At 42.7% G+C, this 25,352-nt stretch carries 23 protein-coding genes; 9 read left to right on the forward strand and 14 right to left on the reverse strand.

The window, feature by feature from the left end; genetic code table 11:
• Positions 1-89: 89 nt before the first annotated feature.
• A complete protein-coding gene (gene metJ / locus L7A31_RS18525) occupies positions 90-410 on the reverse strand; it encodes a met regulon transcriptional regulator MetJ (RefSeq protein WP_237363234.1) in 321 nt (106 codons plus the stop codon).
• Positions 411-647: 237 nt separating this feature from the next.
• On the opposite strand from metJ, the gene L7A31_RS18530 reads away from it, so the two are divergent.
• From L7A31_RS18530 to metF, 3 genes are all read left to right on the forward strand, one after another.
• A complete protein-coding gene (locus tag L7A31_RS18530) occupies positions 648-1,817 on the forward strand; it encodes an O-succinylhomoserine (thiol)-lyase (protein ID WP_237363235.1) in 1,170 nt (389 codons plus the stop codon).
• Between the two features lie 15 nt (positions 1,818-1,832).
• The gene (locus L7A31_RS18535; RefSeq protein WP_237363236.1) at positions 1,833-4,244 is read left to right on the forward strand and encodes a bifunctional aspartate kinase/homoserine dehydrogenase II; all 2,412 of its coding nucleotides are present in this window, start codon (positions 1,833-1,835) and stop codon (positions 4,242-4,244) included.
• A gap of 255 nt (positions 4,245-4,499) precedes the next feature.
• Positions 4,500-5,390: a methylenetetrahydrofolate reductase gene (gene metF / locus L7A31_RS18540; RefSeq protein ID WP_237363604.1), complete on the forward strand. Its 891-nt coding sequence runs from the start codon at positions 4,500-4,502 to the stop codon at positions 5,388-5,390.
• Positions 5,391-5,464: 74 nt separating this feature from the next.
• On the opposite strand, the gene zapB is transcribed toward metF, so the two are convergent.
• Entirely contained in the window at positions 5,465-5,707 is a 243-nt protein-coding gene (zapB, locus tag L7A31_RS18545) for a cell division protein ZapB (RefSeq protein WP_237363237.1), read from the reverse strand.
• Between the two features lie 291 nt (positions 5,708-5,998).
• Here zapB and glpX point away from each other — a divergent pair, with 291 nt between their 5' ends.
• On the forward strand, positions 5,999-7,006 hold the full coding sequence (gene glpX / locus L7A31_RS18550) for a class II fructose-bisphosphatase (RefSeq protein ID WP_237363238.1): 1,008 nt from the start codon (positions 5,999-6,001) through the stop codon (positions 7,004-7,006).
• A gap of 191 nt (positions 7,007-7,197) precedes the next feature.
• Complete coding sequence (locus tag L7A31_RS18555) at positions 7,198-7,854, forward strand: YiaD family glycine zipper/OmpA-like lipoprotein (RefSeq protein ID WP_237363239.1); 657 nt, start codon at positions 7,198-7,200, stop codon at positions 7,852-7,854.
• Positions 7,855-7,917: 63 nt separating this feature from the next.
• Here the strand turns inward: L7A31_RS18555 and L7A31_RS18560 are convergent, their stop codons facing one another.
• The 3 genes from L7A31_RS18560 to L7A31_RS18570 all read right to left on the reverse strand — a co-directional run bounded on the left by L7A31_RS18560 (position 7,918) and on the right by L7A31_RS18570 (position 11,479).
• On the reverse strand, positions 7,918-9,363 hold the full coding sequence (locus L7A31_RS18560; RefSeq protein ID WP_237363240.1) for an ATP-binding cassette domain-containing protein: 1,446 nt from the start codon (positions 9,361-9,363) through the stop codon (positions 7,918-7,920).
• Positions 9,364-9,483: 120 nt separating this feature from the next.
• A complete protein-coding gene (gene groL, locus L7A31_RS18565) occupies positions 9,484-11,130 on the reverse strand; it encodes a chaperonin GroEL (protein WP_237363241.1) in 1,647 nt (548 codons plus the stop codon).
• Positions 11,131-11,188: 58 nt separating this feature from the next.
• Complete coding sequence (locus tag L7A31_RS18570; protein ID WP_237363242.1) at positions 11,189-11,479, reverse strand: co-chaperone GroES; 291 nt, start codon at positions 11,477-11,479, stop codon at positions 11,189-11,191.
• Between the two features lie 269 nt (positions 11,480-11,748).
• On the opposite strand from L7A31_RS18570, the gene L7A31_RS18575 reads away from it, so the two are divergent.
• Both L7A31_RS18575 and L7A31_RS18580 read left to right on the forward strand, forming a co-directional pair.
• The gene (locus tag L7A31_RS18575; protein ID WP_237363243.1) at positions 11,749-12,369 is read left to right on the forward strand and encodes a helix-turn-helix transcriptional regulator; all 621 of its coding nucleotides are present in this window, start codon (positions 11,749-11,751) and stop codon (positions 12,367-12,369) included.
• Positions 12,370-12,541: 172 nt separating this feature from the next.
• Positions 12,542-12,895 carry a DUF3135 domain-containing protein gene (locus L7A31_RS18580; RefSeq protein WP_237363244.1) on the forward strand — a complete coding sequence of 118 codons (354 nt, stop codon included), beginning with the start codon at positions 12,542-12,544 and terminating at the stop codon, positions 12,893-12,895.
• A 27-nt stretch (positions 12,896-12,922) separates the two neighbouring features.
• Here L7A31_RS18580 and birA read toward each other — a convergent pair whose 3' ends face one another.
• Entirely contained in the window at positions 12,923-13,888 is a 966-nt protein-coding gene (birA, locus tag L7A31_RS18585; protein WP_237363245.1) for a bifunctional biotin--[acetyl-CoA-carboxylase] ligase/biotin operon repressor BirA, read from the reverse strand.
• Positions 13,885-14,931: a UDP-N-acetylmuramate dehydrogenase gene (gene murB / locus L7A31_RS18590; RefSeq protein WP_237363246.1), complete on the reverse strand. Its 1,047-nt coding sequence runs from the start codon at positions 14,929-14,931 to the stop codon at positions 13,885-13,887. The genes birA and murB overlap by 4 nt, the downstream gene beginning before the upstream one ends.
• A gap of 59 nt (positions 14,932-14,990) precedes the next feature.
• Here murB and L7A31_RS18595 point away from each other — a divergent pair, with 59 nt between their 5' ends.
• Both L7A31_RS18595 and pssA read left to right on the forward strand, forming a co-directional pair.
• Positions 14,991-15,431, forward strand: a complete 441-nt coding sequence (locus tag L7A31_RS18595) for a GNAT family N-acetyltransferase (RefSeq protein ID WP_237363247.1) — start codon at positions 14,991-14,993, stop codon at positions 15,429-15,431.
• A gap of 111 nt (positions 15,432-15,542) precedes the next feature.
• Positions 15,543-16,883 (forward strand): CDP-diacylglycerol--serine O-phosphatidyltransferase, encoded by a 1,341-nt coding sequence (gene pssA, locus L7A31_RS18600; protein WP_237363248.1) that lies wholly within the window; start codon positions 15,543-15,545, stop codon positions 16,881-16,883.
• A gap of 39 nt (positions 16,884-16,922) precedes the next feature.
• On the opposite strand, the gene L7A31_RS18605 is transcribed toward pssA, so the two are convergent.
• From L7A31_RS18605 to L7A31_RS18635, 7 genes are all read right to left on the reverse strand, one after another.
• Positions 16,923-18,869: a polysaccharide biosynthesis protein gene (locus L7A31_RS18605; RefSeq protein WP_237363249.1), complete on the reverse strand. Its 1,947-nt coding sequence runs from the start codon at positions 18,867-18,869 to the stop codon at positions 16,923-16,925.
• A 255-nt stretch (positions 18,870-19,124) separates the two neighbouring features.
• On the reverse strand, positions 19,125-20,156 hold the full coding sequence (locus tag L7A31_RS18610; protein ID WP_237363250.1) for an NAD-dependent epimerase: 1,032 nt from the start codon (positions 20,154-20,156) through the stop codon (positions 19,125-19,127).
• 204 nt (positions 20,157-20,360) lie between these two features.
• Positions 20,361-21,527 carry a nucleotide sugar dehydrogenase gene (locus L7A31_RS18615; protein WP_237363251.1) on the reverse strand — a complete coding sequence of 389 codons (1,167 nt, stop codon included), beginning with the start codon at positions 21,525-21,527 and terminating at the stop codon, positions 20,361-20,363.
• Between the two features lie 72 nt (positions 21,528-21,599).
• Positions 21,600-22,157: a sugar transferase gene (locus tag L7A31_RS18620; protein ID WP_237363252.1), complete on the reverse strand. Its 558-nt coding sequence runs from the start codon at positions 22,155-22,157 to the stop codon at positions 21,600-21,602.
• A gap of 2 nt (positions 22,158-22,159) precedes the next feature.
• Entirely contained in the window at positions 22,160-23,152 is a 993-nt protein-coding gene (locus L7A31_RS18625; protein WP_237363253.1) for an NAD-dependent epimerase/dehydratase family protein, read from the reverse strand.
• A 41-nt stretch (positions 23,153-23,193) separates the two neighbouring features.
• On the reverse strand, positions 23,194-24,324 hold the full coding sequence (locus tag L7A31_RS18630; RefSeq protein WP_237363254.1) for a glycosyltransferase family 4 protein: 1,131 nt from the start codon (positions 24,322-24,324) through the stop codon (positions 23,194-23,196).
• Positions 24,324-25,349 carry an NAD-dependent epimerase/dehydratase family protein gene (locus tag L7A31_RS18635; RefSeq protein WP_237363255.1) on the reverse strand — a complete coding sequence of 342 codons (1,026 nt, stop codon included), beginning with the start codon at positions 25,347-25,349 and terminating at the stop codon, positions 24,324-24,326. Before L7A31_RS18635 ends, L7A31_RS18630 begins: the two co-directional genes overlap by 1 nt.
• Positions 25,350-25,352 lie beyond the last annotated feature (3 nt).

Here is a 25,352-nt window from a genome sequence, read left to right on the forward strand (position 1 = left end):
ACTGAGGTTAGCCAAAAGCTACCTAAATCCAAAATAAAAAAACGCTGACGGTTCATCAGCGTTTTTTATTGGGTACGCATTAGCTAAAACTAGTCTTCATCGTAAGATTCAAACTCAATGCCCATTTCAGTCATGAGTTTTTTCGCTTCCGCAGGGATATCATCTGGGCGATCTTTACGTAAATCTTCATCTGTCGGCAGAGGCTGGCCAGTGTAGGCATGCAAAAATGCTTCACACAACAATTCACTATTTGTTGCATGGCGAAGGTTGTTGATCTGGCGTCTTGTTCGCTCATCAGTCAAAACCTTTAACACTTTCAACGGTATAGAAACCGTAATTTTCTTCACTTGTTCGCTTTTCTTTCCATGTTCAGCGTATGGGCTAATGTACTCACCATTCCAATCTGCCATTGCGCACCTTTAAAGTTCATTGTAACGTCAAATTTAGTGTGGATTTTAGCTGTATTTAAGGCCACAAGCAAAGACATATAGACGTCTAGAAGTGTTGACGTCTCATTTTTTGACAAGTAAAGTGTGCAACACCGACAAAAATCTGTCTAAATAACCTGTGTTCAGAATAAAGCAGCAATCAAGAGCTTCTTTTTTTGAACGGAGGTTAAATAACATTATCTAGGAAGGAAACTGATTATGAGCGCCCGTAAGCCAGCCACTATTGCCGTACGTACTGGTATCGAATCTGACTCACAGCATCATGCCGTGGTTCCGCCGATTTACCTTTCCACTAACTATGGTTTTCCCGCTTTCGGTGATGTACCTCAATATGACTACACCCGTTCAGGCAATCCAAATCGTGGCCTACTAGAAACAGCATTATATGAGTTAGAATCGGGCAAAGGTGCGGTTGTCACCAATTGCGGCACGTCTGCGCTAAATTTATGGGTCTCAGCATTCCTTTCTCCTGACGACCTCATTGTCGCACCTCACGATTGCTACGGCGGCACATATCGGCTGTTTAATACTCGTGCACAAAAAGGTGACTTCAAAGTACTCTTTGTCGATCAGTCCGATCAACAAGCACTTGATGCGGCTCTAGCACAAAAACCAAAACTCATTCTCATCGAAACACCTTCCAACCCATTAGTTCGAGTTATCGATATCGCGAAGCTCTGCAATCAAGCAAAGCAGGTCGGCGCACTTGTCGCGGTCGACAATACCTTTTTGACACCGGTGTTCCAAAAGCCTTTAGACCTCGGCGCAGATTTTGTTATTCACTCAACGACCAAATTTATAAATGGCCACTCTGATGTCATTGGCGGCGTAGTGATCACCAAGTCCGAGCAGCATGCTGAAGACTTAGCTTGGTGGGGCAATTGCATTGGCGCCACTGGGACACCATTTGATAGTTACATGACGCTGAGAGGCATACGCACTTTGCAAGCTCGTATGCGGGTACATGAAGAAAGCGCAAATACGATTTTGCAGTACCTGCAATCGCAGCCATTGGTGGGTCAGTTGTATCACCCTAGCCTACCAGAGCACCCGGGCCATGAGATTGCGAAAAAGCAGCAGTCTGGCTTTGGTTCTATGCTTAGCTTCGAATTCGGTGGCAGCTATGAACAGTTAAAGCACTTTGTCGGTGAACTAAAGTTATTCTCACTGGCAGAGTCTCTCGGTGGCGTAGAAAGCTTAATTTGCCACCCTGCATCAATGACACATCGAGCAATGGGTGAAGAAGCATTAGAAGAAGCCGGCGTTTCTCACCAGCTCCTTCGCCTCTCGGTCGGACTAGAAGATGCACAAGACTTGATTGAAGATTTGAATCAAGCATTTGATAAAGCAAACGGATTGGCTAAGTAATAGGAGAAGCCTGTAATGACACTTTCTCGTCAACTGCATAAATTTGGTGGTAGCAGTCTTGCCAATGCTGAGTGCTATCAGCGAGTGGTTAAGATTCTCGCACAATACTCAAGCGACAACGACTTAGTGGTTGTTTCCGCGGCGGGAAAAACGACGAACAACCTCATCAAGTTTTTAGCTGCACTAGATAAAGACGGTCGCGTGGCTCATGAGACGCTTCAAGAAATCAAACAGTTTCAATCTGATCTGGTTAAGCAGCTGCTCACTGGAGAAGCTCAAGAACAATTGCTTGCCCAGCTTAACGATGAGTTCAGTACACTTGGAGAGCTGCAAACTCCCGTGTCAGAAAATCGAAAAGCAGCAGTACTTGGCCATGGTGAACAATGGTCTTCTCGATTATTAGCGGCTTTACTCTGCCAACATGACCTTCCTTCGGTTGCTCAAGATTCTCGTGCATTTTTACGCGCTGAGGCAGGCACACAACCGGAAGTTAATCGCGGCACTTCCTACCCACTTCTGAAAGAAATACTGGCTCAGACCACTACCCAAAGAATCATTATCACGGGTTTCATGGCTCAAGACGAAGCAGGCCAAACAGTGTTACTTGGTCGCAATGGTTCAGATTACTCTGCTACCGTGATTGGCGCACTGGCAGAAGTCGATCGCGTCACGATTTGGAGTGATGTGGCAGGCGTATACAGCGCAGACCCAAGAGTGGTGAGCGATACATGCTTGTTGCCGCTACTGCGTTTAGATGAAACCAGTGAGCTTGCTCGTTTAGCAGCTCCGGTTCTTCATAGCAGAACGCTTCAGCCTGTCGCACAAAGCAGCATGGATTTACACCTGCGCTGCAGTTACGAGCCAGAATCTGGCTCAACGCACATTGAACGTGTTCTCGCTTCAGGTCGAGGTGCGAAGATTGTCACCTCACTTGATGAAGTGTTACTGATTAATATTACCTTCGCATCAGGCCATGACTTTGAGCGCCTTGAGCAGAAAGTCCTTGAAGGATTAAAGCAAGCTCAACTTGAACCTCTGACTTTCGAATCACAACCCGATCAGCACTGCCTCAAGCTCGCCTACACCGCTGAAATTGCCAACGGCGCTCTGCGCTACTTGCAAGATGCTGCGATTGAAGGTGAGCTCAAGCTTAAAGAAGGTTACTCCCTCGTAGCTGCCGTGGGTGCTGGCGTCACTAAGAACCCGAATCACTGCTATTCGTTCTACCAGCAGTTAAAAGACGCGCCTGTCGAGTTTATCTCTGAAACTTCCTCCAGTTTAAGCTTGGTTGCGGTACTGAGAAAAACCGATACGACGCCACTCATTCAAGCGATTCACAGCCGACTTTTCCAAGCTCAAAAGCGAGTGGCTATCGCGTTGTGTGGCAAAGGAAACATTGGTGCGAGCTGGCTATCTCTGTTTGAAAGCCAAAAAGAAGAGCTAGAAAAGAGACAAGGAATGAGCTTTGAGCTCGTTGCTGTGATAAGCAGTCAAACTTTCTGGTTCGATGAATCTGGCATTGATGCCAAAGCCGTGTTAGACAACTTTGACGACGAAGCTGTGGAGTACGAAGGCCATGAATGGATAGAAAGGCTTGGTGCGATTCAGGGCTACGATGATGCTGTTGTATTGGACGTTACTGCAAGTACTGAACTTGCCAATCAATACTTAGAAATTGCTAGACAAGGTATTCACCTTATCTCAGCAAATAAAGTCGCAGGCTCTGCCTCTAGTCATTACTACCACCAAGTGCAAAATGCGTTTGCCAAAATTAATCGCCATTGGCTATACAATGCGACCGTTGGTGCAGGATTACCGATTAACTATACGGTGAGAGATCTCAAAGAAAGCGGTGATGAAATTATCGCTCTATCGGGCATTTTTTCTGGGACACTTTCTTGGCTGTTCCAGCAATACGATGGCTCGGTTCCATTCTCTGAATTGGTCGATTTAGCTTGGCAGCAAGGGTTAACCGAACCCGATCCTCGCGCCGACCTTGATGGCTCTGATGTCATGCGTAAATTGGTGATTCTCGCTCGTGAAGCCGGACTATCTATAGAGCCAGAACAAGTAAAAGTAGAATCACTGGTACCTAATGAGCTGAAATCCCTAACATTGGATGAGTTCTTAGACAAAGCTCAGCTTCTTAGTGAACAACTACAGGAAAGATTAGAGAGAGCTCAGCAACAAGGTAAAGTCCTGCGCTATGTTGCTCGTCTGGATAAAGATGGCACTGCAACGGTAGGTGTAGAGGCACTCTACAAAGAGCATGCGCTCGCTAACCTGCTACCATGCGACAATATCTTTGCCATTGAAAGTAAGTGGTATAAAGATAACCCGCTAGTGATTAAAGGCCCGGGAGCGGGGCGTGATGTGACAGCTGGTGCGATACAGTCGGATCTTAACCGGCTTGCTAGTCTTATCTAAACACTCCTCCAAAAATGGCCAGAACTTTCTGGCCATTTTGCTATCTTCTGCCCCAACTCCTGTGATTTGTCTATCAACCGTTATATAACTTTATAGTGCGGTGTTGATGTTGAAGCTCGCTCATCGTCATCATGAATAAAATTCATGATGACGGTATTGACAGCAAATCGTATTCAATTCATTCTATGGACATATAGACGTCCAAACGTAAAAGCAGCTAAAAATCGTGGTGAGATAAGCCGCAGGGAGATGAACATGGGATATACACACGCTAGCCATATCGACGCTTTAAACCAAAACATTGCAGAGCTATCGGACAACATTAATGTCTCATTCGAATTCTTCCCACCGAGTTCTGAGAAAATGGAGCAAACTCTGTGGAATTCAGTGCACCGCTTAAAGGCGCTACAGCCAAAGTTTGTATCAGTAACTTATGGTGCAAACTCAGGTGAGCGTGACCGTACCCACTCGATTATCAAAGAGATCAAAGATCAGACAGGCTTGGTGGCAGCACCTCACTTAACGTGTATTGATGCAACCAAAGACGAACTCGTCCAAATTGCCGATGATTACTGGAACAATGGAATCAAAAGTATTGTAGCGCTACGTGGAGACATCCCTCCCGGTGGCGGCAAGCCAGCAATGTACGCATCTGACTTAGTTGAATTGCTAAAAGCTCGTCACGATTTCGATATTTCAGTGGCTGCTTTTCCGGAAGTTCATCCAGAGGCCAAAAGCGCGCAAGCCGATCTTCTTAATTTAAAACGAAAAGTAGAAGCTGGCGCGAATCGAGCGATCACACAGTTTTTCTTTGATGTAGAAAGCTACCTACGTTTTCGTGACCGTTGCGTCGCTGCTGGTATTGATGTAGAAATCGTTCCGGGTATTTTACCTGTATCTAACTTCAAACAAGCATCGAAGTTTGCCGCGCAGAATAATGTCAAAGTCCCGGGTTGGATGGCGAAGCAATTTGAAGGGCTTGATGATGACCCAACGACGAGACAGCTTGTAGGTGCGAGTCATGCCATTGATATGGTACGTGTGTTAAGCCGAGAAGGCGTAAAAGACTTCCATTTCTATACCTTAAACCGCGCTGAAATGACCTATGCTTTATGCCACACATTAGGCGTCAGACCTCAGGTTTAAATCGAATTTGACTCATAAAAAATGCCAGTATAAATACTGGCATTTTTTATTTTATAGCAAGCAAAAAGAATGAATTATTCAACTTCTTCCATCTTTCCTAAAAGGTTGCGGATTCGCTCTTGCCAAGCTGCATGCTCTTGTTGCATCTGCTCAGTTCTGCGCTCTAGCTCTTCGCGGCTTTCTTTTAGCTCGTAAGCTTCGTTAGCCAATTGTTCTTTCTGTCCTTTTAGCTCTTCTACTTCCATTTGTAAAAGTGAAATTGTATCAACTGCAGTTTGAATTTTTGCTTCTAATTGTTCTAGTACTTCAAAAGACATTTTTGCCTACCTTGTGTGTTAATCCTATACAGCCATTCTACTCAGCTAATGTCCCAGAAACATCATCTATCTTTGATTTTTCCGCTATTCGGTCAAAAAAACCACGTAAAATTATCAATATTTTTCCCTTTCACATCATGAGCAACCTATCAAGCTTCTTCAATCAATGCATTTGTTCTATTAATTGCTCAAGATCAAGCCACTGATAATGAATAGCAAACGTTTACTTACTCATGTGGTACTATCTCGCCAAAGTTTTTCCTCAATAGATATATTCAATTTGGAGTCTTCATGAAACGCGATTTAGCGATGGCCTTCTCACGAGTTACTGAAGGTGCAGCACTTGCTGGTTATAAGTGGCTTGGGCGTGGTGACAAAAACGCAGCTGACGGCGCTGCTGTAGAAGTGATGCGTTGCTTGCTCAATCAAACCGAAATCAATGGTGAAATTGTAATCGGAGAAGGTGAAATTGATGATGCTCCGATGCTCTACATTGGCGAGCAAGTCGGCTCTGGTGGTGATGCAGTAGATATCGCTGTCGACCCAATTGAAGGCACTAGAATGACAGCAATGGGCCAATCTAACGCTCTTTCTGTTTTGGCTGCCGGTGAAAAGGGTAGCTTTTTGAAAGCACCTGATATGTATATGGAAAAATTGGTAGTTGGCCCAGGTGCAAAAGGCTGTATCGACCTCAATAAGCCAATTAAAGAGAACTTACAGAACATCGCACAAGCACTAGGAAAGACACTGGATACATTAGTTGTAATCACGCTTGCTAAGCCTCGTCATGATGCAATCATCGCTGAAATGCAAGCCATGGGCGTTCGCGTTTTTGCAGTGCCTGATGGTGACGTAGCTGCATCCATTCTAACTTGTATGCCAGACAGTGAAGTCGATGTGATGTACTGCACAGGCGGAGCTCCAGAAGGCGTTGTTTCAGCGGCCGTGATTCGAGCTCTGGATGGTGACATGCAAGGGCGACTGCTAGCTCGTCACGATGTCAAAGGCGATACGGAAGAGAACCGTCGTTTTGGTGAAGAAGAACTAAAACGCTGTGCTGAGATGGGCGTTCAAGCGAACGTTGTTTTAAATCTTGCAGATATGGCTCGCAGCGATAACGTTATTTTTTCTGCCACGGGTATAACGAAAGGGGATCTTCTAGAGGGTATCAGCCGCCAAGGTAATATCGCTACAACCGAAACCCTTTTGGTTCGCGGACGCTGCCGCACCATTCGCCGTATCAAGTCTATCCACTACTTGGAACGCAAGGACGCCGACGTTCGAAAGATTATTTTATAGTCGAATCGACATCCTTAGACACCGAAAACTGGAAGGAGCACAACGTTGCTCCTTTTTTAGTACCAAGTTTTACACACTTCTTACACTTACACTTTTCAAAAAACTTAATTTAGATAGGATATACCCAAACAATTTGGTCAATGAACCGAGTTTAAAAAGTCACAGTTAAATGGACTACGAGATACAATCTTATGAAAATTAACAAGAAACTGGCAGCAGTTGCGATTGCTGGTACCGTTGCTCTATCCGGTTGTACAACCATCAACCCGTATACGGGTGAACAACAGACCTCATCAGTAGCTAAAGGTTCTGCAATTGGCGCAATCGGTGGTGCGGTATTAGGCGCAGCGACCAGCAGCAACAAAGGTAAAGGAGCTCTAATTGGCGCTCTTGGTGGTGCTGCTGTCGGCGGAGGTATTGGCTATTACATGGATGTGCAAGAAGCCAAACTTAGACAGCAGCTGCAAGGCACTGGTGTCAGCGTGACTCGTAACGGCAACAATATCACTCTGAACATGCCAAATGCGATTACGTTCGCAGTGAACAGCAGTGATCTTAAGCCTGGTGCTGATGAAGTACTGAGTAGCGTTGTTCTTGTGGTAAAAGAGTACGAGAAAACACGTATCAATGTTCTTGGATATACCGACAACACAGGCTCTGCGAGCTACAACAAGCTGCTATCTGATAAACGTGCAAACGCTGTGGGCGGATACTTCCTATCTCATGGCGTAAAATACGCTCGCTTGAATCAGCAAGGCATGGGTGAAGCAAACCCTATCGCAAGCAATAAGACATCAGCAGGTCGAGCGGAAAACCGCCGCGTTGAAATCGTATTAACACCGATGTAATGACGTTGAACGTATAAATATGGAAAGAGTCGCGCTTGCGACTCTTTTTACATCTCTAAAACTTTATTCTGCACGCTCAACAGAAACCGTATACCCGCTTTCACTTTCCCTAAACTCAACAAAGTTGTGTATCGCATCCAGTGCATCTTCTTCATGGTGAGTCACGTACAGTATCTGACTTAACTTAGCCTGCGCAATCTTGTTCAAAACAAGGAACACCAACTTTCTACTGATGTAATCTAACCCTTGATATGGCTCATCTAAAATCAACAACTCTGGCTGTTTGATAAGCGCTCGGCCAATTAGCAATAACCTTTGCTGCCCATATTCCAACGAGCGAAAACTGACTTTCTCTAGAGCGCTCATCTCTAGAACATCTAACCATTTGTAAGCTAACTCTAGCTGCTTTTTACTTGGTGGGTCATACAGACCAATCGAGTCAAAGAAACCGGATAGCAATACATCTAAAGCACTGCAGCCGATCCGATATTGCAAATGAAGTGACGATGAGACAATACCTATTTGGCGCTTAATATCCCAGATGCTTTCCCCACTTCCCCGCTTCATACCAAGCACAGTGATATTGTTGCTATAGCTTTGCGGGTGATCCCCAGTGATAAGTCCAAGCAATGTACTTTTCCCGCAGCCATTTGGCCCTTTTATCTGCCAATGCTCACCAGGCTTCACCTGCCAATTTAGCCCTTGAAAAATTCCACGCTCAACATAGCTAACACTGACATCCTTCATCTCTATTAGAACGTCACGGCTTTCAAGCTTCTGGGCTTGAAATTCGACCAAACTCAACATCACCTCTGATTTTTGTTCAGAGAGAGCTTTCATTTGGCTCTTGATAGGATGCGAAGTCCACTCTATACGGCTCATACTATCTGTCATCGATTCACTATCAAACAAAGCGATGTGGCTAATACAGCTTGGCAATTCATCTTCACGTGACGTGATAATAATCAGCTGAATATCTCTTGAAAGCACATCTAAAAGCTTGCTTAGCTGATCGCGGTGATGAGTATCCATCCCCGAATACGGTTCATCCAAAATAAGTAGCTTTGGCTTCTTTGCAAGTGCCATCGCCAACATGACTCTACGTGACTCTCCGGTAGAAAGTTGTCTAAAGCCTGAGTAACGAAGGGAGTTTAAATCGGTAAGAGACAGAATGTTTTCAAGCTCAAGAGTTGTGCATCCAGCTTGCAACACCAAGCCCTCAACTGACGTACCATAGTCTATGTGATCGAGAAAATCAGTTTCTTCTTTAGCCAACTCCTCATCCAATAAACCTTGCTGCATCGATAGTGATACACAAGCGACCGGAGTTGGGACATCAACAATAGAACCCGAAGTTGGCTGAAGCTCACCAGTAATGAGCTGCCCGAGAACCGAGCTACTATGGCTTTCAGAGGCGAATATTCCCCAATGCTGACCGGACTCGATTTTCCAATCCCTAATTTTTAGCTGACTAGTGGCGCTAGAGTATTTTAGTTGTTGTATTTGCATTGTTACCCTACTTACCTTTTGCTTAGAATTATTGGTCATTCGACAACTTTAACAGATAAAAAAACGGAGACACAAAGGCCTCCGTTCTTTATAACACAGGGAAGTGTTGGGTGATGATGATTACATCATCCCTCCCATTCCGCCCATGCCGCCCATGCCGCCCATGTCAGGCATTGCAGGCGCATCTTTCTGTGGTAGGTCAGTAACCATTGCTTCAGTAGTGATCATTAGACCAGCGATAGAAGCTGCGAACTGAAGTGCAGAACGAGTAACTTTAGTTGGATCTAGGATACCCATTGCAATCATGTCGCCGTATTCACCAGTTGCAGCGTTGTAGCCGTAGCTACCTTCACCAGCGCGAACATTGTTAGCAACAACCGACTCTTCATCACCAGCGTTGCTAGTGATTTGACGGATTGGCGCTTCCATTGCACGTAGTGCAACGCGAATACCAACGTTTTGTTCTTCATTGTCACCTTCAAGAGAAGTTAGCTTAGAAGCTGCGCGAATTAGTGCAACACCACCACCAGCTACTACGCCTTCTTCAACTGCAGCGCGAGTTGCGTGAAGTGCGTCTTCTACGCGGTCTTTCTTCTCTTTCATTTCAACTTCAGTTGCAGCGCCAACTTTGATTACCGCTACACCGCCGGCTAGTTTAGCTACGCGTTCTTGAAGCTTTTCTTTGTCGTAATCTGAAGTCGCTTCTTCAGCTTGTTGACGAATTTGTGCAACACGGCCTTGGATAGCTGCCTCTTCACCGATGCCATCGATGATAGTTGTGTTTTCTTTAGTGATGTTAACGCGCTTAGCTTGACCTAGATCTTCTAGAGTCACTTTCTCAAGCTCAAGGCCAATCTCTTCAGAGATAACAGTACCAGCTGTTAGAACCGCGATGTCTTGTAGCATAGATTTACGACGGTCACCGAAGCCAGGAGCTTTAACAGCTGCAACTTTCACGATACCACGCATGTTGTTCACAACTAGAGTTGCTAGTGCTTCACCTTCAACATCTTCAGCGATGATAAGTAGAGGGCGAGATGCTTTTGCTACTGCTTCTAGAGTTGGAAGTAGCTCACGAATGTTCGATACTTTCTTGTCGATTAGAAGAATGAATGGGTTTTCTAGATCAACAGAACCTGCGTCTTGGTTGTTGATGAAGTATGGAGATAGGTAACCGCGGTCGAACTGCATACCTTCAACAACGTCTAGCTCATCTTGAAGTGCTTGACCTTCTTCAACAGTGATAACACCGTCGCGGCCCACTTTTTCCATTGCTTCTGCAATGATGTTACCAACGCTTTCGTCAGAGTTTGCAGAGATAGTACCTACTTGAGCGATAGCTTTAGTGTCTGCACAATCAACAGATAGGTTTTTCAACTCTTCAACAGCTGCAGTTACTGCTTTGTCGATACCACGCTTAAGATCCATTGGGTTCATGCCAGCAGCAACTGCTTTTAGGCCTTCATTTACGATAGATTGCGCAAGCACTGTCGCAGTAGTTGTACCGTCACCCGCTGCATCGTTCGCTTGAGATGCAACTTCTTTAACCATCTGCGCACCCATGTTTTGGAACTTGTCTTCAAGTTCGATTTCACGTGCAACAGAAACACCATCTTTAGTGATAGTTGGTGCGCCAAATGATTTGTCTAGAACTACGTTACGACCTTTAGGGCCAAGCGTTACTTTTACTGCATCAGCTAGAACGTTAACACCTTCTAGCATTTTAACTCGTGCGTCGTTACCAAATTTAACGTCTTTAGCAGCCATCTTTTATTTCCTTTCTTAATTCGGTTTTAATATATCGTTTTAGAATTAGAGCAAAAAATTACTCAACGATCGCCATGATGTCGTTTTCAGACATGATTAGAACTTCTTTGCCATCGATTTTTTCTGTTTTAGTTGCGTAGCCTTCAGAGAAAATCACTGTATCGCCAACTTTTACATCTAATGGTTGAACTTCACCGTTTTCTAGGATGCGGCCTTTACCAACAGCTAGAATAGTGCCGCGAGTCGATTTTTCCGCAGCAGAGCCAGTTAGAACGATGCCACCAGCTGACTTTGACTCAACTTCTTGGCGCTCAACAATAACACGATCATGTAATGGACGAATGTTCATCTGTCGTCTCTCCTGAAAATTTCCATGTAGTTTAATTAAATGCTCTCGTATCAAGACAACCTCGATACAGCGGCTTGTGAAACATATGTGGGGTGTGTTTTTTACGATCCCAAGGGGGAACGAGAAAAAAATTGTGATTTGGCTAACGCAATTTACCGTTCAATTTCAACTCTTAGGGCAAACAAAGCCACCAATTGGAAGACGAGAATGTAAATACTTTGCTTTATTTATCTGATCCTACATAATAAAAAACGAATGTGGGGAGAAAGATGAAAGCAGTCGACAGGATTTTACAAACCATTAAAACCAATGGAGCTGTGACAGCAAAGCAACTTGCTGACGAGCTTAAAATGACCACCATGGGCGCAAGGCAGCACCTGCAAGGCCTCGAAGATGATGGCATTTTGGAGTTCCACGATATCAAAGCAAAAATCGGTCGCCCGACTCGCCATTGGTCGTTAACAGCGAAAGGTCACGCTCAGTTTACAGATAGGCATGGAGATCTCACTATTCAAATGCTCGATGCTGTGGAGCATGTCTTCGGTCAAGATGGCTTACAGAAAGTCGTTGCTGAACGCGAGAGCCAAACCTTTCAACAATACCGACAAGAACTACGACAATACGAGACTTTGCTAGATAAGTTAAATAAATTGGTTCAGCTGCGAGAGCAAGATGGTTATATGGCCGAACTATTAAAAACCGACCAAGGTTATCAGCTTATCGAAAATCATTGCCCGATTTGCCGAGCTGCGACTCGGTGCCCAAAACTTTGCCAATCAGAACTTAATATTTTTCAAAAACTTCTAGGTAATTCCTTTCAGGTTTCTCGTTCAGAACACATTATTCAAGGACAGCGGCGCTGTACTTACGATATAAAACCAACCTCATAAGCATATTTCTCAATTGTGAGAAAAACATTCCATCGCCTAATTTTTGCGTTCTCCTTTGCGTAGACTTTTTATACAGTCAGTCGTAACCCAAGAGTTGTTAGTGTTCACATTTACGGTGTAATTCTACGGTTGATTGGGTTTGCTAAATTGACTCAATTGGGAAGGAATTAGTATGGGCGTTTCAACAAACTACCAAATCCTACCTTCATTTGATGAGATGGTGGAGCTTGCGAAAGAAGATCCACAAGCATTTACTCGTTTTAAAAAGGACATGTGTGAAGAGATGATTCTCTCCGCATCAGAATCTATGCAAGGTAGATTACGAGCTCAGCAAAGTCATATTGACCGAGTAGTGAGCCGGTGCAAAAATCCAAATCATACAAATGTGGTATTAATGAGAGAGCTCTCTCAACAAATGTATCGATTCCAAGAAATCTTGGATGGCGATGGCAATAATGCTCCGCAGCAGGCGACGGTCATTCCTTTCGCTCCAAGACCAGGAGATGAAATAAAAGACGAAAAGTAACGCTAAGTTACGATTCTGAAGGCGCAGTTATTCGTTATTTCGCAAAGAAATTTCACCACCAATGAAACTTTGCATCCCTTGGGGAGTGCTTAATAATATTGCGCCTTGCTCATTGATACCTTGAGCGATGCCCTCGATTTCTTTTGCCCCCATCAACAGCTTAACTTTTCGGCCTAGATAATTATCCAATCGATTCCAGCGCTCTACGAATTGGTTCATACCAAATGATTCATAATCTTCTAAGGTACTCACCAACGTTTTGATTATCTCAATGGCTAGCTTATTTCTATCTACAGGTATTTGTGTAATCTGGTTCAAACTCGTCCATGGCTGGGTAATGCCATCTACGTTTTCATCCATAGACAAGTTCATTCCGATACCTATGACTAAATTGGCAGCGCCACCAGCTTGACCAGACATTTCAACCAAGATGCCGGCCAACTTTTTGTCATTGTGATATAAATCATTTGGCCATTTAAGCTTTATGCCTTCTATACCGAGCTTCTCAATAGCTTCCGCTATGGCAATACCAACAACTAGGCTCAAACCCATTGCTGCAGCCATGCCTGCCTCTAACTGCCAGAACATAGATAGATATAAGTTGGAACCAAAAGGTGATATCCACTCCCTCCCTCGCCGCCCTCTGCCTTTAGATTGATATTCGGCAATACAAACAAAACCAGAATCCAGCTCTCGAGCATTGTCTAAGATGTATTGGTTAGTCGACTCTATAACCGGAATAAGTGCAAAAGGTGTAGCAACACTAGAGTTCAAAACTGATTCATCAAGGAGCTGCAAAGGGTTTGCTAGTTGGTATCCTTTTCCTTGGACTCGGAAAATATCAACGCCCCAGCCTTGGATACCTTTGATGTGTTTACTCACTGCTGCTCTAGAAATTCCTAACTCATCACCGAGCTCTTCTCCTGAGTGAAAGCCACCTTTAGATAGGGCTCTAAGTAACGATAACTTAACAGTATGTTGCTGGGGTTTCATAGTTTATCCCCCAATAACTGCTTTAGGGACGTCTCTCCACTTCGACCGATAAAACGGACTTCGTGCTCGAGCTCTACAGCAAATTTATCTAGCACGCTTTGCCTAACATATGCCGCTAGATCCACTATATCCTGAGAAGTTGCATTGTCTTTATTGATGATGACTAAGGCCTGCTTTTCATGCACCTGAGCCCCACCAATTTGGTATCCTTTCAAGCCACATTGATCGATAAGCCAGCCAGCCGCTAGCTTCATCCCTTTGTCAGCAGGATAGGCAACGATACTTGGAAATTTTTGTTGTAGTTTTTCGAACTGAAGTTGCGGAACGATTGGATTTTTAAAGAAGCTACCAGCATTACCAACGACATTTGGGTCTGGCAGTTTACTGGAGCGAACTTCGCACACTTTTGAATAAACCGTTTTTGGCGTGATTTCGGAACTTATTAGTTCCTGTAACGGGCCGTATTTGGTATTAGCAGCCCAGCTCTTAGTGAGAGTTAGTCCAACCGAGACGATGATAGATTTTTGGTACAGTTCATGTTTAAAAATTGAGTCTCGGTAACCAAATTGGCATTGCCCTTTAGATAAGCGTTTTACTTTCATACTTTCCAAACAAAGGTAGTCTACATATTCGCAAACATCACAAAGCTCTACGCCATACGCTCCAATATTTTGAATTGGGGCACTGCCAACACAACCTGGGATCATGGCTAGATTTTCCAATCCACCAATACCTTTATTGACCGCCCATTCAACAAGAGACGGCCAATCTTCACCCGCATTGATATGCAATTTCCAATCAGCTTCAGTCTCGTTAACCTCAATACCTTGCAGTCGGTTGACGATAGCAACACCTTCAAACGGTTCAACAAATAGTACATTGCTTCCCTTGCCCAACATCAACTTGGGTAACGCTTTCCATTCTTCCTTTAGATACACGCTTTTAAGATCTTCAATAGACTCGATTTCCACTATGTATTGGCTAGTTTGAGATATGGAGAAGGTATGATGTAAAACTAAGTCAGCACTTTTATATATTTGCATGGGGGTCAATCTGTCATCTAAACTGCACACATTCTACATCAAACTGTGTATCCGTGAGAATGAGCAAGCTACGTATTGAACTTCTCGAACCAATAAAATTGCCCTTAATAACCAAGCTATACAAGGCACACTACCCTTCTGGCAAAGCGAAAAAAAATGAAAAGATTATTGTTGGATATCTAGATAACCAAATAGTGGCTGTTGTTCGACTAAGAAGCATAGCTCCTTATCGCCTTTTGACTGGTATGCTAGTGATTCCAGAGCAGCGCGGTTTTGGGTTCGCTAGCGAACTCCTGCAATTCTGCCAACAGTATGAATTGAAAGAAAAAGACTATTGCTTTGCCTATCCACACCTCGAGCAGTTTTACTTATCGCAAGGGTTCAAGAAAGTAAACTCCAGGCAGCTTCCTACACTTCTAGAGCAACTGTTCAGCCGCTATACCAACTGTGGCAAAGCTCTCATAGCTATGCAATACATAGATAACCAGCTGTATTGTTAGAACCTTTGCTATTACTTATCTCGCTAACTTTGCTATCATGTTTGGCTCGCTGCTAGATGTTACTTATCTTCGGCAGTTTGAACAGACTACTTTTGAGGTAAAGCATCCCACATGATGACCAAAAGGAATTTATTCGCTCAGCTTCCTACCCTTGCTGTCGATCCTGAAAACTTTGAGACTCTTTATGCAGCAAAAGATTATAGGGAGCGTTTAATCAAGTCGATTAGAGAAGCAAGCAATAGAATTTACCTCGTAGCCTTATATTTAGAAGACGATGAAGCAGGACGAGAAATTTTATCTGAGCTTTATCAGGCAAAACAGAAAAACCCACAGCTTGAAGTCTCTGTCTGCGTAGACTGGCATCGTGCTCAGCGCGGTTTAATTGGAGTAGAAACCAAGAAAACCAACGCATGCATGTACAAAGAGTTTGCAGAAAAAAACGAGCACCAAGTGCCAGTGTACGGTATTCCTGTTCGCGGGCGAGAAGTGTTTGGTGTTCTTCATCTAAAAGGCTCCATCATCGATGATGATGTGATTTACACCGGCGCTAGCTTAAACAATATCTATCTGAATTTTGAAGATAGGTATCGCTTCGACCGCTACCATATCATTCACCAGCCAGAATTAGCTGATAGTATGGTGAGCTTTATCCGCAACCAAATGATTAATCATCCAGCGGTCAATAACCTAAACTGCCCACACAAGCCAAAAACCAAAGATATCAAGAACGATATTCGTCAGTTTAGAGCCATACTTGCAAAATCTGCTTATCAGTTTTCACCAGAAAGCGTTTCATCCGATCAAGTTGCGATAACCCCTCTTATTGGCGTCGGTAAAAAACGCAACAAGCTTAATCAAGGTATCAATCACCTTATTAGCGAGGCTAAAGAAGAGCTGTTCATCTGTACTCCATACTTCAACTTCCCTCGAAGTGTGGCCAAAGAGGTGAAAAAAGCACTCAGAAGAGGTGTGAAAGTTGATATTGTTGTAGGTGATAAAACTGCCAATGATTTCTATATTCCACCGGCAGAGAGCTTTAAAACTATTGGCGGCCTGCCGTACATGTATGAGATGAATCTAAGGCAGTTTGCCAAGGCAAATGAGGCAAAAATCGCCAGCAGGCAGCTATCTATCCACCTTTGGAAACACGATGACAACAGCTTCCATTTGAAAGGCACTTGGGTCGACAAGCGCTACATGCTTATCACAGGCAACAACTTAAACCCTAGAGCTTGGAAGTTGGATCTTGAGAATGCGTTGTTCATCCAAGATCACAATAATCACTTAACAGAACAATTTGAAAAGGAAGCTGATAACATACTGCAGCATACGGAGCTTATCTGCACTTATAAACAATTAGAGAAGGTAGAGAACTACCCTTTAGAAGTACAGAAGTTGATTCGTAAGGTGACTAGGGTTAAAGCTGATAGAGTTTTGAAGCAGATTTTGTGATTAAGGTAAGTTGCTTAGCCTGCAAAGCTAAGCAACCAACTAGTGAACTATTTTATTTTTATCGGTGCTCGCCTGAAGCTGATTCCAAACAAGATCACCAATTTCATCACTCGGTGAAAAATCGGTAGGGGCACCTAAAAGCAAATCTCTAATCATGTCTTGATCATAGTTATGGCAAGCAGCATCAAGCTTTTCAAGAAACTCTTCATACTGTCCTAAACCTAGGAATCGCTCACTGGCAGTCATGATTCTAGGATGTGCTGTAGATTCAACATTGTCCCCTATTAGCAACTCTTCAAACAGTTTTTCTCCTGGCCTTAAACCGGAGTACTTAATCTCAATATCACCGTAAGGGTTATCATCGTCTTTGATTTCAAGTCCAGATAGCTGAACAAGGTTTACTGCTAAATCACTGATTTTAACAGGTTCACCCATATCAAGCACAAATACATCTCCACCTTTCGCCATAGCTCCCGCTTGAATGACTAACTGGGCAGCTTCGGGAATAGTCATGAAATAGCGGATAATATCTGGATGAGTAACAGTGATTGGGCCACCATCTTCAATTTGCTTCTTAAATAGCGGAATTACAGAGCCTGAAGAGCCTAGTACATTGCCAAAACGTACCATAGAAAAACAAGTGCTAGGCTGTTCATCTGTTGGTTTCTGCATACTATCCGATAGTGCTTGAAGGCCTAACTCGGCGACCCTCTTCGTCGTTCCCATAACATTGGTTGGCCTGACAGCTTTATCTGTTGAAATTAGCACGAAAGACTCTACTTTAGCCTCAGCAGCTGCTTTCGCTGTGTAATAGGTGCCAAAAACGTTGTTCCTAACTCCTTCAACAACGTTGTATTCAACCAACGGAACGTGCTTATAGGCGGCAGCATGATAGACAGTTTGTACACCAAAGCTCTTCATTGAGGTTGATAGCCTGTGTGATCTTTGAACCGAGCCAAGCAATGGAACTAACTCGACTGATAACTCAGGATCAGATACTAAAAGAGATGATAACTCTCTATCAATTTTGTATAGAGCAAATTCTGAGAGCTCAAATAGAATTAATGTCTTAGGCTGTGATTTTATAATTTGCCGGCATAGTTCAGAACCAATCGAGCCTCCAGCACCAGTCACCATAACTACCTTATCCTTAACATTCTTTTCCATTAGGGACTGTTGAGGTTCAACACTATCTCGGCCAAGTAAGTCTTCAATCTCAACATCTTTCAGCTCATCAATTTCTGCCTTACCTGCGATAATATCTTTCATATCAGGAATGGTAAGCACTTCTGCTGGCAAATGAACTAACGAGTCAATAATCTGCTTTCTTCGTGCACGAGTCGCACTAGGTACAGCTAGCAAAATCTGCTGTACGCTATGTTTTTCAATCAGCTGTTTCACTTTATCAGCAATACTAACTGTTAAGCCCATAATAACGTTATTACGAAGAGTCTTATCGTTGTCTATAAAGCCGATTACTTTGTGGGTATCTGAATTTTTCAAAGCTAACGCTAGTTGGCGACCAGCTGCTCCTGCACCATATATTAGAACCTTTTTACAGCCTTTTCCGTTAGCTTGAGCAACAAGAGTTCGAGCGATTAACCTTGCCCCCCCACACAGGATGCATAGAAATGAACCATAAATAACTGGTACTGAACGAGGCAAAGAAGCATCCAAAAAAAAAGCAAATACTGAAATAGATAACGCTGATATAAGCGTCCCTAAGCTAACGACTGCAAGGGCATGAAAAGTTAAGTAACGTAGCACTGCTCGGTATAAACCTAACTTAGCAAATACTACTAGCGTAATAAACAAAACCCCTAAGGTAATCAGCTGAAATGATTGGCTACCGAGTGGAGGTAAGGCGCTCACTCTGGCCCAATAAGCCGAATAAAAAGACACGATGACAAAGATAGCGTCTACAATCAGGCTAATAATTCGTTTGCTAAATCTGGAGAGATTAAAAATATAATTTAGGTGAGCCATATAAGCTATCTTTCTCTGTGCAATTGCAACGCTAGTAGTAGTTTTATAGGCAGTCTAGTGTAGACTATCTCTATGTAACCTAATAACGAAGTATATTTTCTGAGGTACGTCACACTTTCCGTGCTTCCTTATGAAGTTAGTGAAGGCACATCAAACTCAGCGTATTCATCAGTGAAGAGCCGTATCTTGGCGGTTTATTATTTCCTGCATTACTTTAAACACAACAAGTAGTATGAAGCCTCCGTTAAGTGTTTCTCACTTTTGACCTTGAGTATTACTGCTATTGTAGTTGAAAAAGTTTCTATACCATGTAACAAAGTCTCTAACACCATGCTCAATTCTAGTCTTGGGTTTATACCCTACAACACTGAGTAAATCGTTGGTATCAGCATAAGTTTTATAAACATCCCCCGCTTGCATCTCGCAATAATTTTTCTTTGCTTCAACACCAATTTCGTTCTCTAAAGCACCTATAAAATCCATAAGGTTGATTGGTTCTCCGTTACCTATATTATATATTGAATATGGAGCAGAGCTTACCGATGGTGTAATAGTACCTAATAGGTGCTGCGGACTATTTGCTGGGTAAACGTCAGCTATTCTCACAACCCCTTCAACTATATCATCGATATATGTAAAGTCACGCCACATGTCTCCATTGTTATTTATATTAATTGGTTTACCCTCCAAAATATTCTTTGTGAAAATAAATGGAGCCATATCTGGACGCCCCCAAGGGCCGTAGACCGTGAAAAAACGGAGACCGGTAGTTGGTATACCATAAAGGTGAGAGTAACTATGAGCCATCAACTCATTAGATTTCTTAGTTGCAGCATAAAGGGACACTGGGTGATCGACTGAGTCCGATGTACGAAATGGGACTTTAGAGTTCAGGCCATAAACTGAGCTAGAAGAAGCGTAAACAAGATGTTGAACCCCTGTATGCCTACAACCTTCCAGAATATTCAAGTAGCCTACTAGATTTGATTCAACATACGCTCTCGGGTTATCTAGAGAGTAACGTACACCAGCTTGAGCCGCCAGGTGAATAACTCTTTCAAACCGCATTTGTTCAAAAAGTTCAGTAACCTTTCTAGCATCAGAAATATCCATTTGAATAAAACGAAATAATGGGTGCTCAATTCGAGATAGCCTTGCGTATTTTAAAGAGGTATCATAATAATCATTGATATTATCAACACCAACAACAGTATGTCCGTCTTGCATCAACTTATCTATCGTTGCGCTGCCAATAAAACCAGCAGCTCCGGTAACCAAATATTTCATCCTATAATTCTCTGTGACAGTCTCTTTAAAAAATTGAAATTACATTCAGTCAAAAACATTGTAAATAACAATCATCTTTTAGTTTTGTTTTTTCAACTCAGCAGCTCTAGTTGCAATTTATTTTACTACACGCCCTTCTTTTCAAGGCGTAGGTTAACTATTCGCATACTATTGAGGCAATACCACTCAAGTAATAATATTCACTCAATCAGAGCCAAACAAATCCCGAGTATATACCTTATCTACAACATCCTGTATTTCTTCAACCATTCGATTAGAAACAATTACATCTGCCAGTGACTTAAACTCTTCCAAATCGTGAATAACTCTAGAGTGGAAATAGTGACTTTCTTGTAGAACCGGCTCGTACACTACAACTTCTATACCTTTAGCTTTTATTCGCTTCATAATTCCCTGAATTGAAGATGCATGAAAGTTGTCCGAACCAGCTTTCATTATCAAACGATAAATACCCACTACGTTTGGTTTCCGCTTCAGGATCGAATCAGAGACAAATTCTTTTCGGGTACGATTTGCGTCTACTATTGCACCTATAATACTATTCGGTACATCTTGATAATTAGCCAGCAACTGTTTTGTGTCTTTTGGCAAGCAATACCCGCCATACCCAAAAGAAGGGTTGTTGTAATGAAGGCCTATACGAGGATCTAAGCCCACACCTTGGATAATCTGTCGTGAATCTAGGTCATGTGATTCCGCATACGAGTCTAGTTCATTAAAGTAAGCAATACGCATAGCTAAATAGGTATTGGAGAACAATTTGACAGCCTCAGCTTCGGTTGCTTCTGTGAACAAAACCTCAATATCTTTCTTTTCCGCCCCTTCTAGCAACAAACTAGCGAACAATTGAGCTCGGTCACTTATCTCACCAACAATAATGCGTGAAGGGTAAAGGTTGTCATACAAAGCGCGGCCTTCCCGCAAGAATTCAGGGGAAAAAATTATATTATCACTACCGAGCTCTTTCTTAACACGCTCAGTGTACCCGACCGGTACAGTGGATTTAATGATCATAACCGCACTAGGGTTTATAACCATAACATCCTTGATCACTGACTCAACAGAAGACGTGTCAAAGTGATTCGTTACTGGGTCGTAGTCTGTTGGCGTCGCTATTATCACGAAGTCAGCATTATCATATGCGAGAACTTTCTCTAAAGTCGCTTTGAAGTTAAGATCCTTTTCTGCTAAAAAATGTTCAATCTCTGCATCAACAATCGGTGACTTTTTTTCATTCAATGACTTGACTCTATCAGCTAGGATATCGACCGAAATCACTTCATGGTTTTGCGACAACAACATTGCATTGGATAAACCTACGTAGCCCGTACCTGCGATTGCAATTTTCATTCTATCTCTTCTACTAAACCATTATACCAACAATCTTACTAACAAAAGTTTTAAATTCACCAAATAATGAAATCACGGCTTTCTACTTATACGATCACCTGAGCCACGACCAGATATTGTTAGAATTAAGTAGCGAAAATAATTTTTCACATTCATGTTCTCAATCATCTCAGCATCTGTTTTTGCTAATAATTGAGGTGTTGACATATCGATTTCTTTGACCTGAGCTAGCCCCGTAATTCCAGGCCGGACAGAATAGACGTCCATAGCGTCACGGCAGAGTGTCAATTGTTCTTGGTTATATAAACCAGGTCTAGGCCCTACTAAACTCATATCTCCTGTCAGGACGTTCCATAACTGAGGAAGTTCATCAAGCTTGGTACGGCGTAAAAAGCGTCCGAAGAAGGTTATAGAAGAAGAGCTTGCAAGATGCGTAGCTACGGAAGCAGTCCCTTTACGCATAGTACGAAACTTAACAAGTGTAAACGGCTGTTTGTGCTTCCCAACTCTTTCTTGCCGAAAAATAGGCGAACCACTATCGATGAGACCAATTAATACTAGTAAAACTAATATTGGTGCTCCCAATACCAGCCCTATTAACGAAAATATCACGTCTAAAGTTCGAATCACAACTATGTTCTCTTAGAAGGCCTGTGAATTTGACTACCCAGATAATCACTATTTTTGACAAAGCAGCTATTTAGTCCAGCATCAACAGAATAAGGAGGGCGCCACTCCAAAAGATTGCAAGCCTTAGATATGTCTACTTGTTGGGAAGAAAACAAGCGGTCTGCTAAGTCCTTTTTTCCCAACACCATCGAACCTAGTTTTATAGCCGTTTGAGGTATATAGAATAAATGATGTCGCTTACCCATAGCTTGAGCAAGACCACGAAATAACTCTGTAGTTGACATATCCTCTCCATCTGATGCCATAAAAACCTGATTCTTTGCTCCAGGATGCTCAATACACTTCGCTATTAAATGTGTCAAATTATGTATACAAATAAATGAACGACTATTGTGGATTGAGGCAAGTGGGAGTGGGAATCCTTTTCGAACCAACTGAATTAGACTTCCAAAATTACCTGGAACATTTTTACCATAGACTAGAGGCGAGCGAATAATGACGAACTCCATTCCAGCTTTCGTCCCAATTTCACACAGCTCTTGCTCGATTTTAAACTTAACCCTACCTGCTGCACTATTTGGCATAGGGATATCATCTTCAGTAAAAGGCTGGCAAGACTCATTACCATTTACCAAAACGGAGCTTATATAAATAAACCGTGAAACACCTGCATTTGCCGCACTCGTTACAAGCTGTATAGCCGCTTCATAATCTGCTTCTAAAGAGTCAAGGTAGCTCTCCTCTGGAGAGCTTTTTTTTAAATGCGCTCTGCCTGCCGCATGAATAACCACTTTACAGCGTTCTAGGGCACTAGACCAATCAGTTTTAGAATTAAAGTTCCCGAGAGAGTAGGTATTAGAGTCGTCTCGAACCCCCTTTCTTACTGCCAAAGATAACCGTTCGCCATACCCAACCTCCATCAAATAGCGAGTAAGCGCTGAGCCTATAAAACCATTCGCACCTGTAATCAAAATTCTGTGAGGGCTATTTAACATATTTCTTCAAGACCACCTTCCACCTCTGAACGATCTATAGACTACTTAACGCTATCTATTGCATCGAGCATTGCTCTATTCACTTTTTTTACATCAAACCTATCCACTGCCAATTTGATTGAAGCTCGCCCCATATGCTCAATAGTCCTGGGGTTAACTATGAGTTTCTCCATTGCATTGGCTAAAGAGTCGGCTGATTGAGGGGTAACTAAATATCCATTGCAACCATCCTTCACTGTTTCCCTACATCCAGGAGCATCAGTTGTTATAACTGCTCTTCCCATTGCCATAGCTTCCAGAACGCTTCGTGGCACCCCCTCCCTATAAGAAGGTAAAACTATAACTGATGAGCCAGCTAAAACACCTTTTATATCATCCACTTCTCCAAGATAATCTACAAACCCCTCATCGGTCCATGACTGGAGTTCCTCTATGGGTATTGATTCAGGGTTCACATCAACTCCCCCTGCAATTTTGAACGACACTAGAGGATACTTAGATTTGAGCGCTCGGCAAGCTTGGGAGAACTCCCTAATCCCCTTATCAAACAATAACCGCCCTACAAAAACAAATGTAATACCATCAACAGGTAGTGGTGTTGGACAAAAGGTATTTAAGTTGACTCCCGATCCATTTACAACAGCGGTAGAAGTTTCCTCATCAATAATGTTCAGCTCTTTAAATAATGATAAGTCATCAGGGTTCTGAAAAAATACTTTATGACTGAATTGCAAAGCGAATCGATAAAGCCCTCGAGCAAAATACTGTACAAGTTTATGTTTGAATTCGCTCTTATCACTAGCCAACGCATAACCAACCCCAGTAATCAATGAGTAACTATATTTAACATTGAGAAGCCTTGAAGCTAAGTTTCCCCAAACCACTGGCTTAATTGTATAACTGAGAACCTCATTAGGGCGTATGCGCCGAATCAACTTTAGTAAAGCTACAAATGTAATAACATCTGAAAAAGGGTTAATACCTGTTCGCTCAATAGGCACACTATGTACTATTACTCCTTTTTGAGAGAGTTGCTGGCCTATTTGAGAAGCAACGGTAAGACCTGGTGCACAAACATGCACTAGTTTTCCTTGAGATTGAATATCTTGGATTAGGTCTAAACGAAAGTTGACTATAGTTTCTGCCTTATTAGAAATTAGCAAAAAGACCATTATTCTACCAAAAAGCTTATGTACCATGGCATAGACTTGGAAATCCCTCGATCTATATTATACTCTGGGGAATAACCTAACAACTTCCTAGCTTTTGTAATATCAGCCATTGAGTGGCGAACATCTCCAGCCCGAAATTCAACGTACTTCGGTTCTCTTGTATAAGACTTTCCATTGTCTAACAGTGTGGACTGCAATGCCGAAAAAAGAGTTTTCAATGTTGTTCTGCCCCCAACTGCCACATTGTAAACCTCATTCTTAACCTCTTCTTCTGCGACCGCTGCTAGCAAGTTGGCTTGAATGGCATTTTCAACAAAACAGAAATCACGACTAGTTTCTCCGTCCCCATTAATAAACACATCACCATCATTAAGCATCGCTGCTATCCACTTTGGTATAACTGCGGCATATGCTCCCTCTGGGTCTTGACGTTTACCAAAAATATTGAAATAGCGTAACCCTATCGCCTTAAACCCATAAGCCCTAGCAAATACACTTGCATATAGCTCATTAACATACTTAGTAACAGCATATGGTGACAATGGATTTCCGATATTTTCTTCTATTTTTGGCAAAGCATGATGATCGCCATATGTCGAGCTACTAGCAGCATAGGTAAAGCTTTTGACATTTGATTCTTTAGCTGCCATTAGCATATTTACGAAACCGCCAATATTTGTATTGTTCGTGCTTATAGGATCTGCTATGGACCGAGGAACTGAACCAAGGGCTGCTTGATGTAAGACATAATCAACCTCATTACATGCTTCATAACAATCTTCAAGGTTTCGGATATCACCATGAATAAACTTGAACCCCGCCCATTGTTTCGAACTAACTATACTACGTACTTCATCCAAATTTCGCTGATGGCCAGTTGCAAAGTTATCCAAACCTACGACTTTTTGATCTAGCTTTAAGAGCTGCTCCAATAAATTAGAGCCAACAAAACCTGCCACCCCAGTAATCAACCATGTTTTGGGGTTTGCGGAGAGGTCTTTGAGTAATCTTGAATATGTAATCATATA

Source organism: Vibrio marisflavi CECT 7928, assembly GCF_921294215.1.
Classification (GTDB): Bacteria; Pseudomonadota; Gammaproteobacteria; order Enterobacterales; family Vibrionaceae; genus Vibrio; species Vibrio marisflavi.

Bases quoted from the DNA above. Each gene is read 5' to 3' on its own strand.
- L7A31_RS18535 (WP_237363236.1), top strand. From the start codon at position 1,833: ATGACACTTTCTCGTCAACTGCATAAATTTGGTGGTAGCAGTCTTGCC.
- birA (WP_237363245.1), bottom strand. From the start codon at position 13,888: ATGAAACCCCAGCAACATACTGTTAAGTTATCGTTACTTAGAGCCCTA.
- pssA (WP_237363248.1), top strand. From the start codon at position 15,543: ATGATGACCAAAAGGAATTTATTCGCTCAGCTTCCTACCCTTGCTGTC.
- L7A31_RS18595 (WP_237363247.1), top strand. From the start codon at position 14,991: ATGAGCAAGCTACGTATTGAACTTCTCGAACCAATAAAATTGCCCTTA.
- L7A31_RS18570 (WP_237363242.1), bottom strand. From the start codon at position 11,479: ATGAACATTCGTCCATTACATGATCGTGTTATTGTTGAGCGCCAAGAA.
- L7A31_RS18635 (WP_237363255.1), bottom strand. From the start codon at position 25,349: ATGATTACATATTCAAGATTACTCAAAGACCTCTCCGCAAACCCCAAA.
- metF (WP_237363604.1), top strand. From the start codon at position 4,500: ATGGGATATACACACGCTAGCCATATCGACGCTTTAAACCAAAACATT.
- groL (WP_237363241.1), bottom strand. From the start codon at position 11,130: ATGGCTGCTAAAGACGTTAAATTTGGTAACGACGCACGAGTTAAAATG.
- L7A31_RS18625 (WP_237363253.1), bottom strand. From the start codon at position 23,152: ATGTTAAATAGCCCTCACAGAATTTTGATTACAGGTGCGAATGGTTTT.
- L7A31_RS18580 (WP_237363244.1), top strand. From the start codon at position 12,542: ATGGGCGTTTCAACAAACTACCAAATCCTACCTTCATTTGATGAGATG.
- L7A31_RS18575 (WP_237363243.1), top strand. From the start codon at position 11,749: ATGAAAGCAGTCGACAGGATTTTACAAACCATTAAAACCAATGGAGCT.
- L7A31_RS18605 (WP_237363249.1), bottom strand. From the start codon at position 18,869: ATGGCTCACCTAAATTATATTTTTAATCTCTCCAGATTTAGCAAACGA.
- metJ (WP_237363234.1), bottom strand. From the start codon at position 410: ATGGCAGATTGGAATGGTGAGTACATTAGCCCATACGCTGAACATGGA.
- L7A31_RS18630 (WP_237363254.1), bottom strand. From the start codon at position 24,324: ATGGTCTTTTTGCTAATTTCTAATAAGGCAGAAACTATAGTCAACTTT.
- L7A31_RS18555 (WP_237363239.1), top strand. From the start codon at position 7,198: ATGAAAATTAACAAGAAACTGGCAGCAGTTGCGATTGCTGGTACCGTT.
- L7A31_RS18610 (WP_237363250.1), bottom strand. From the start codon at position 20,156: ATGAAATATTTGGTTACCGGAGCTGCTGGTTTTATTGGCAGCGCAACG.
- murB (WP_237363246.1), bottom strand. From the start codon at position 14,931: ATGCAAATATATAAAAGTGCTGACTTAGTTTTACATCATACCTTCTCC.
- zapB (WP_237363237.1), bottom strand. From the start codon at position 5,707: ATGTCTTTTGAAGTACTAGAACAATTAGAAGCAAAAATTCAAACTGCA.
- glpX (WP_237363238.1), top strand. From the start codon at position 5,999: ATGAAACGCGATTTAGCGATGGCCTTCTCACGAGTTACTGAAGGTGCA.
- L7A31_RS18615 (WP_237363251.1), bottom strand. From the start codon at position 21,527: ATGAAAATTGCAATCGCAGGTACGGGCTACGTAGGTTTATCCAATGCA.
- L7A31_RS18560 (WP_237363240.1), bottom strand. From the start codon at position 9,363: ATGCAAATACAACAACTAAAATACTCTAGCGCCACTAGTCAGCTAAAA.
- L7A31_RS18530 (WP_237363235.1), top strand. From the start codon at position 648: ATGAGCGCCCGTAAGCCAGCCACTATTGCCGTACGTACTGGTATCGAA.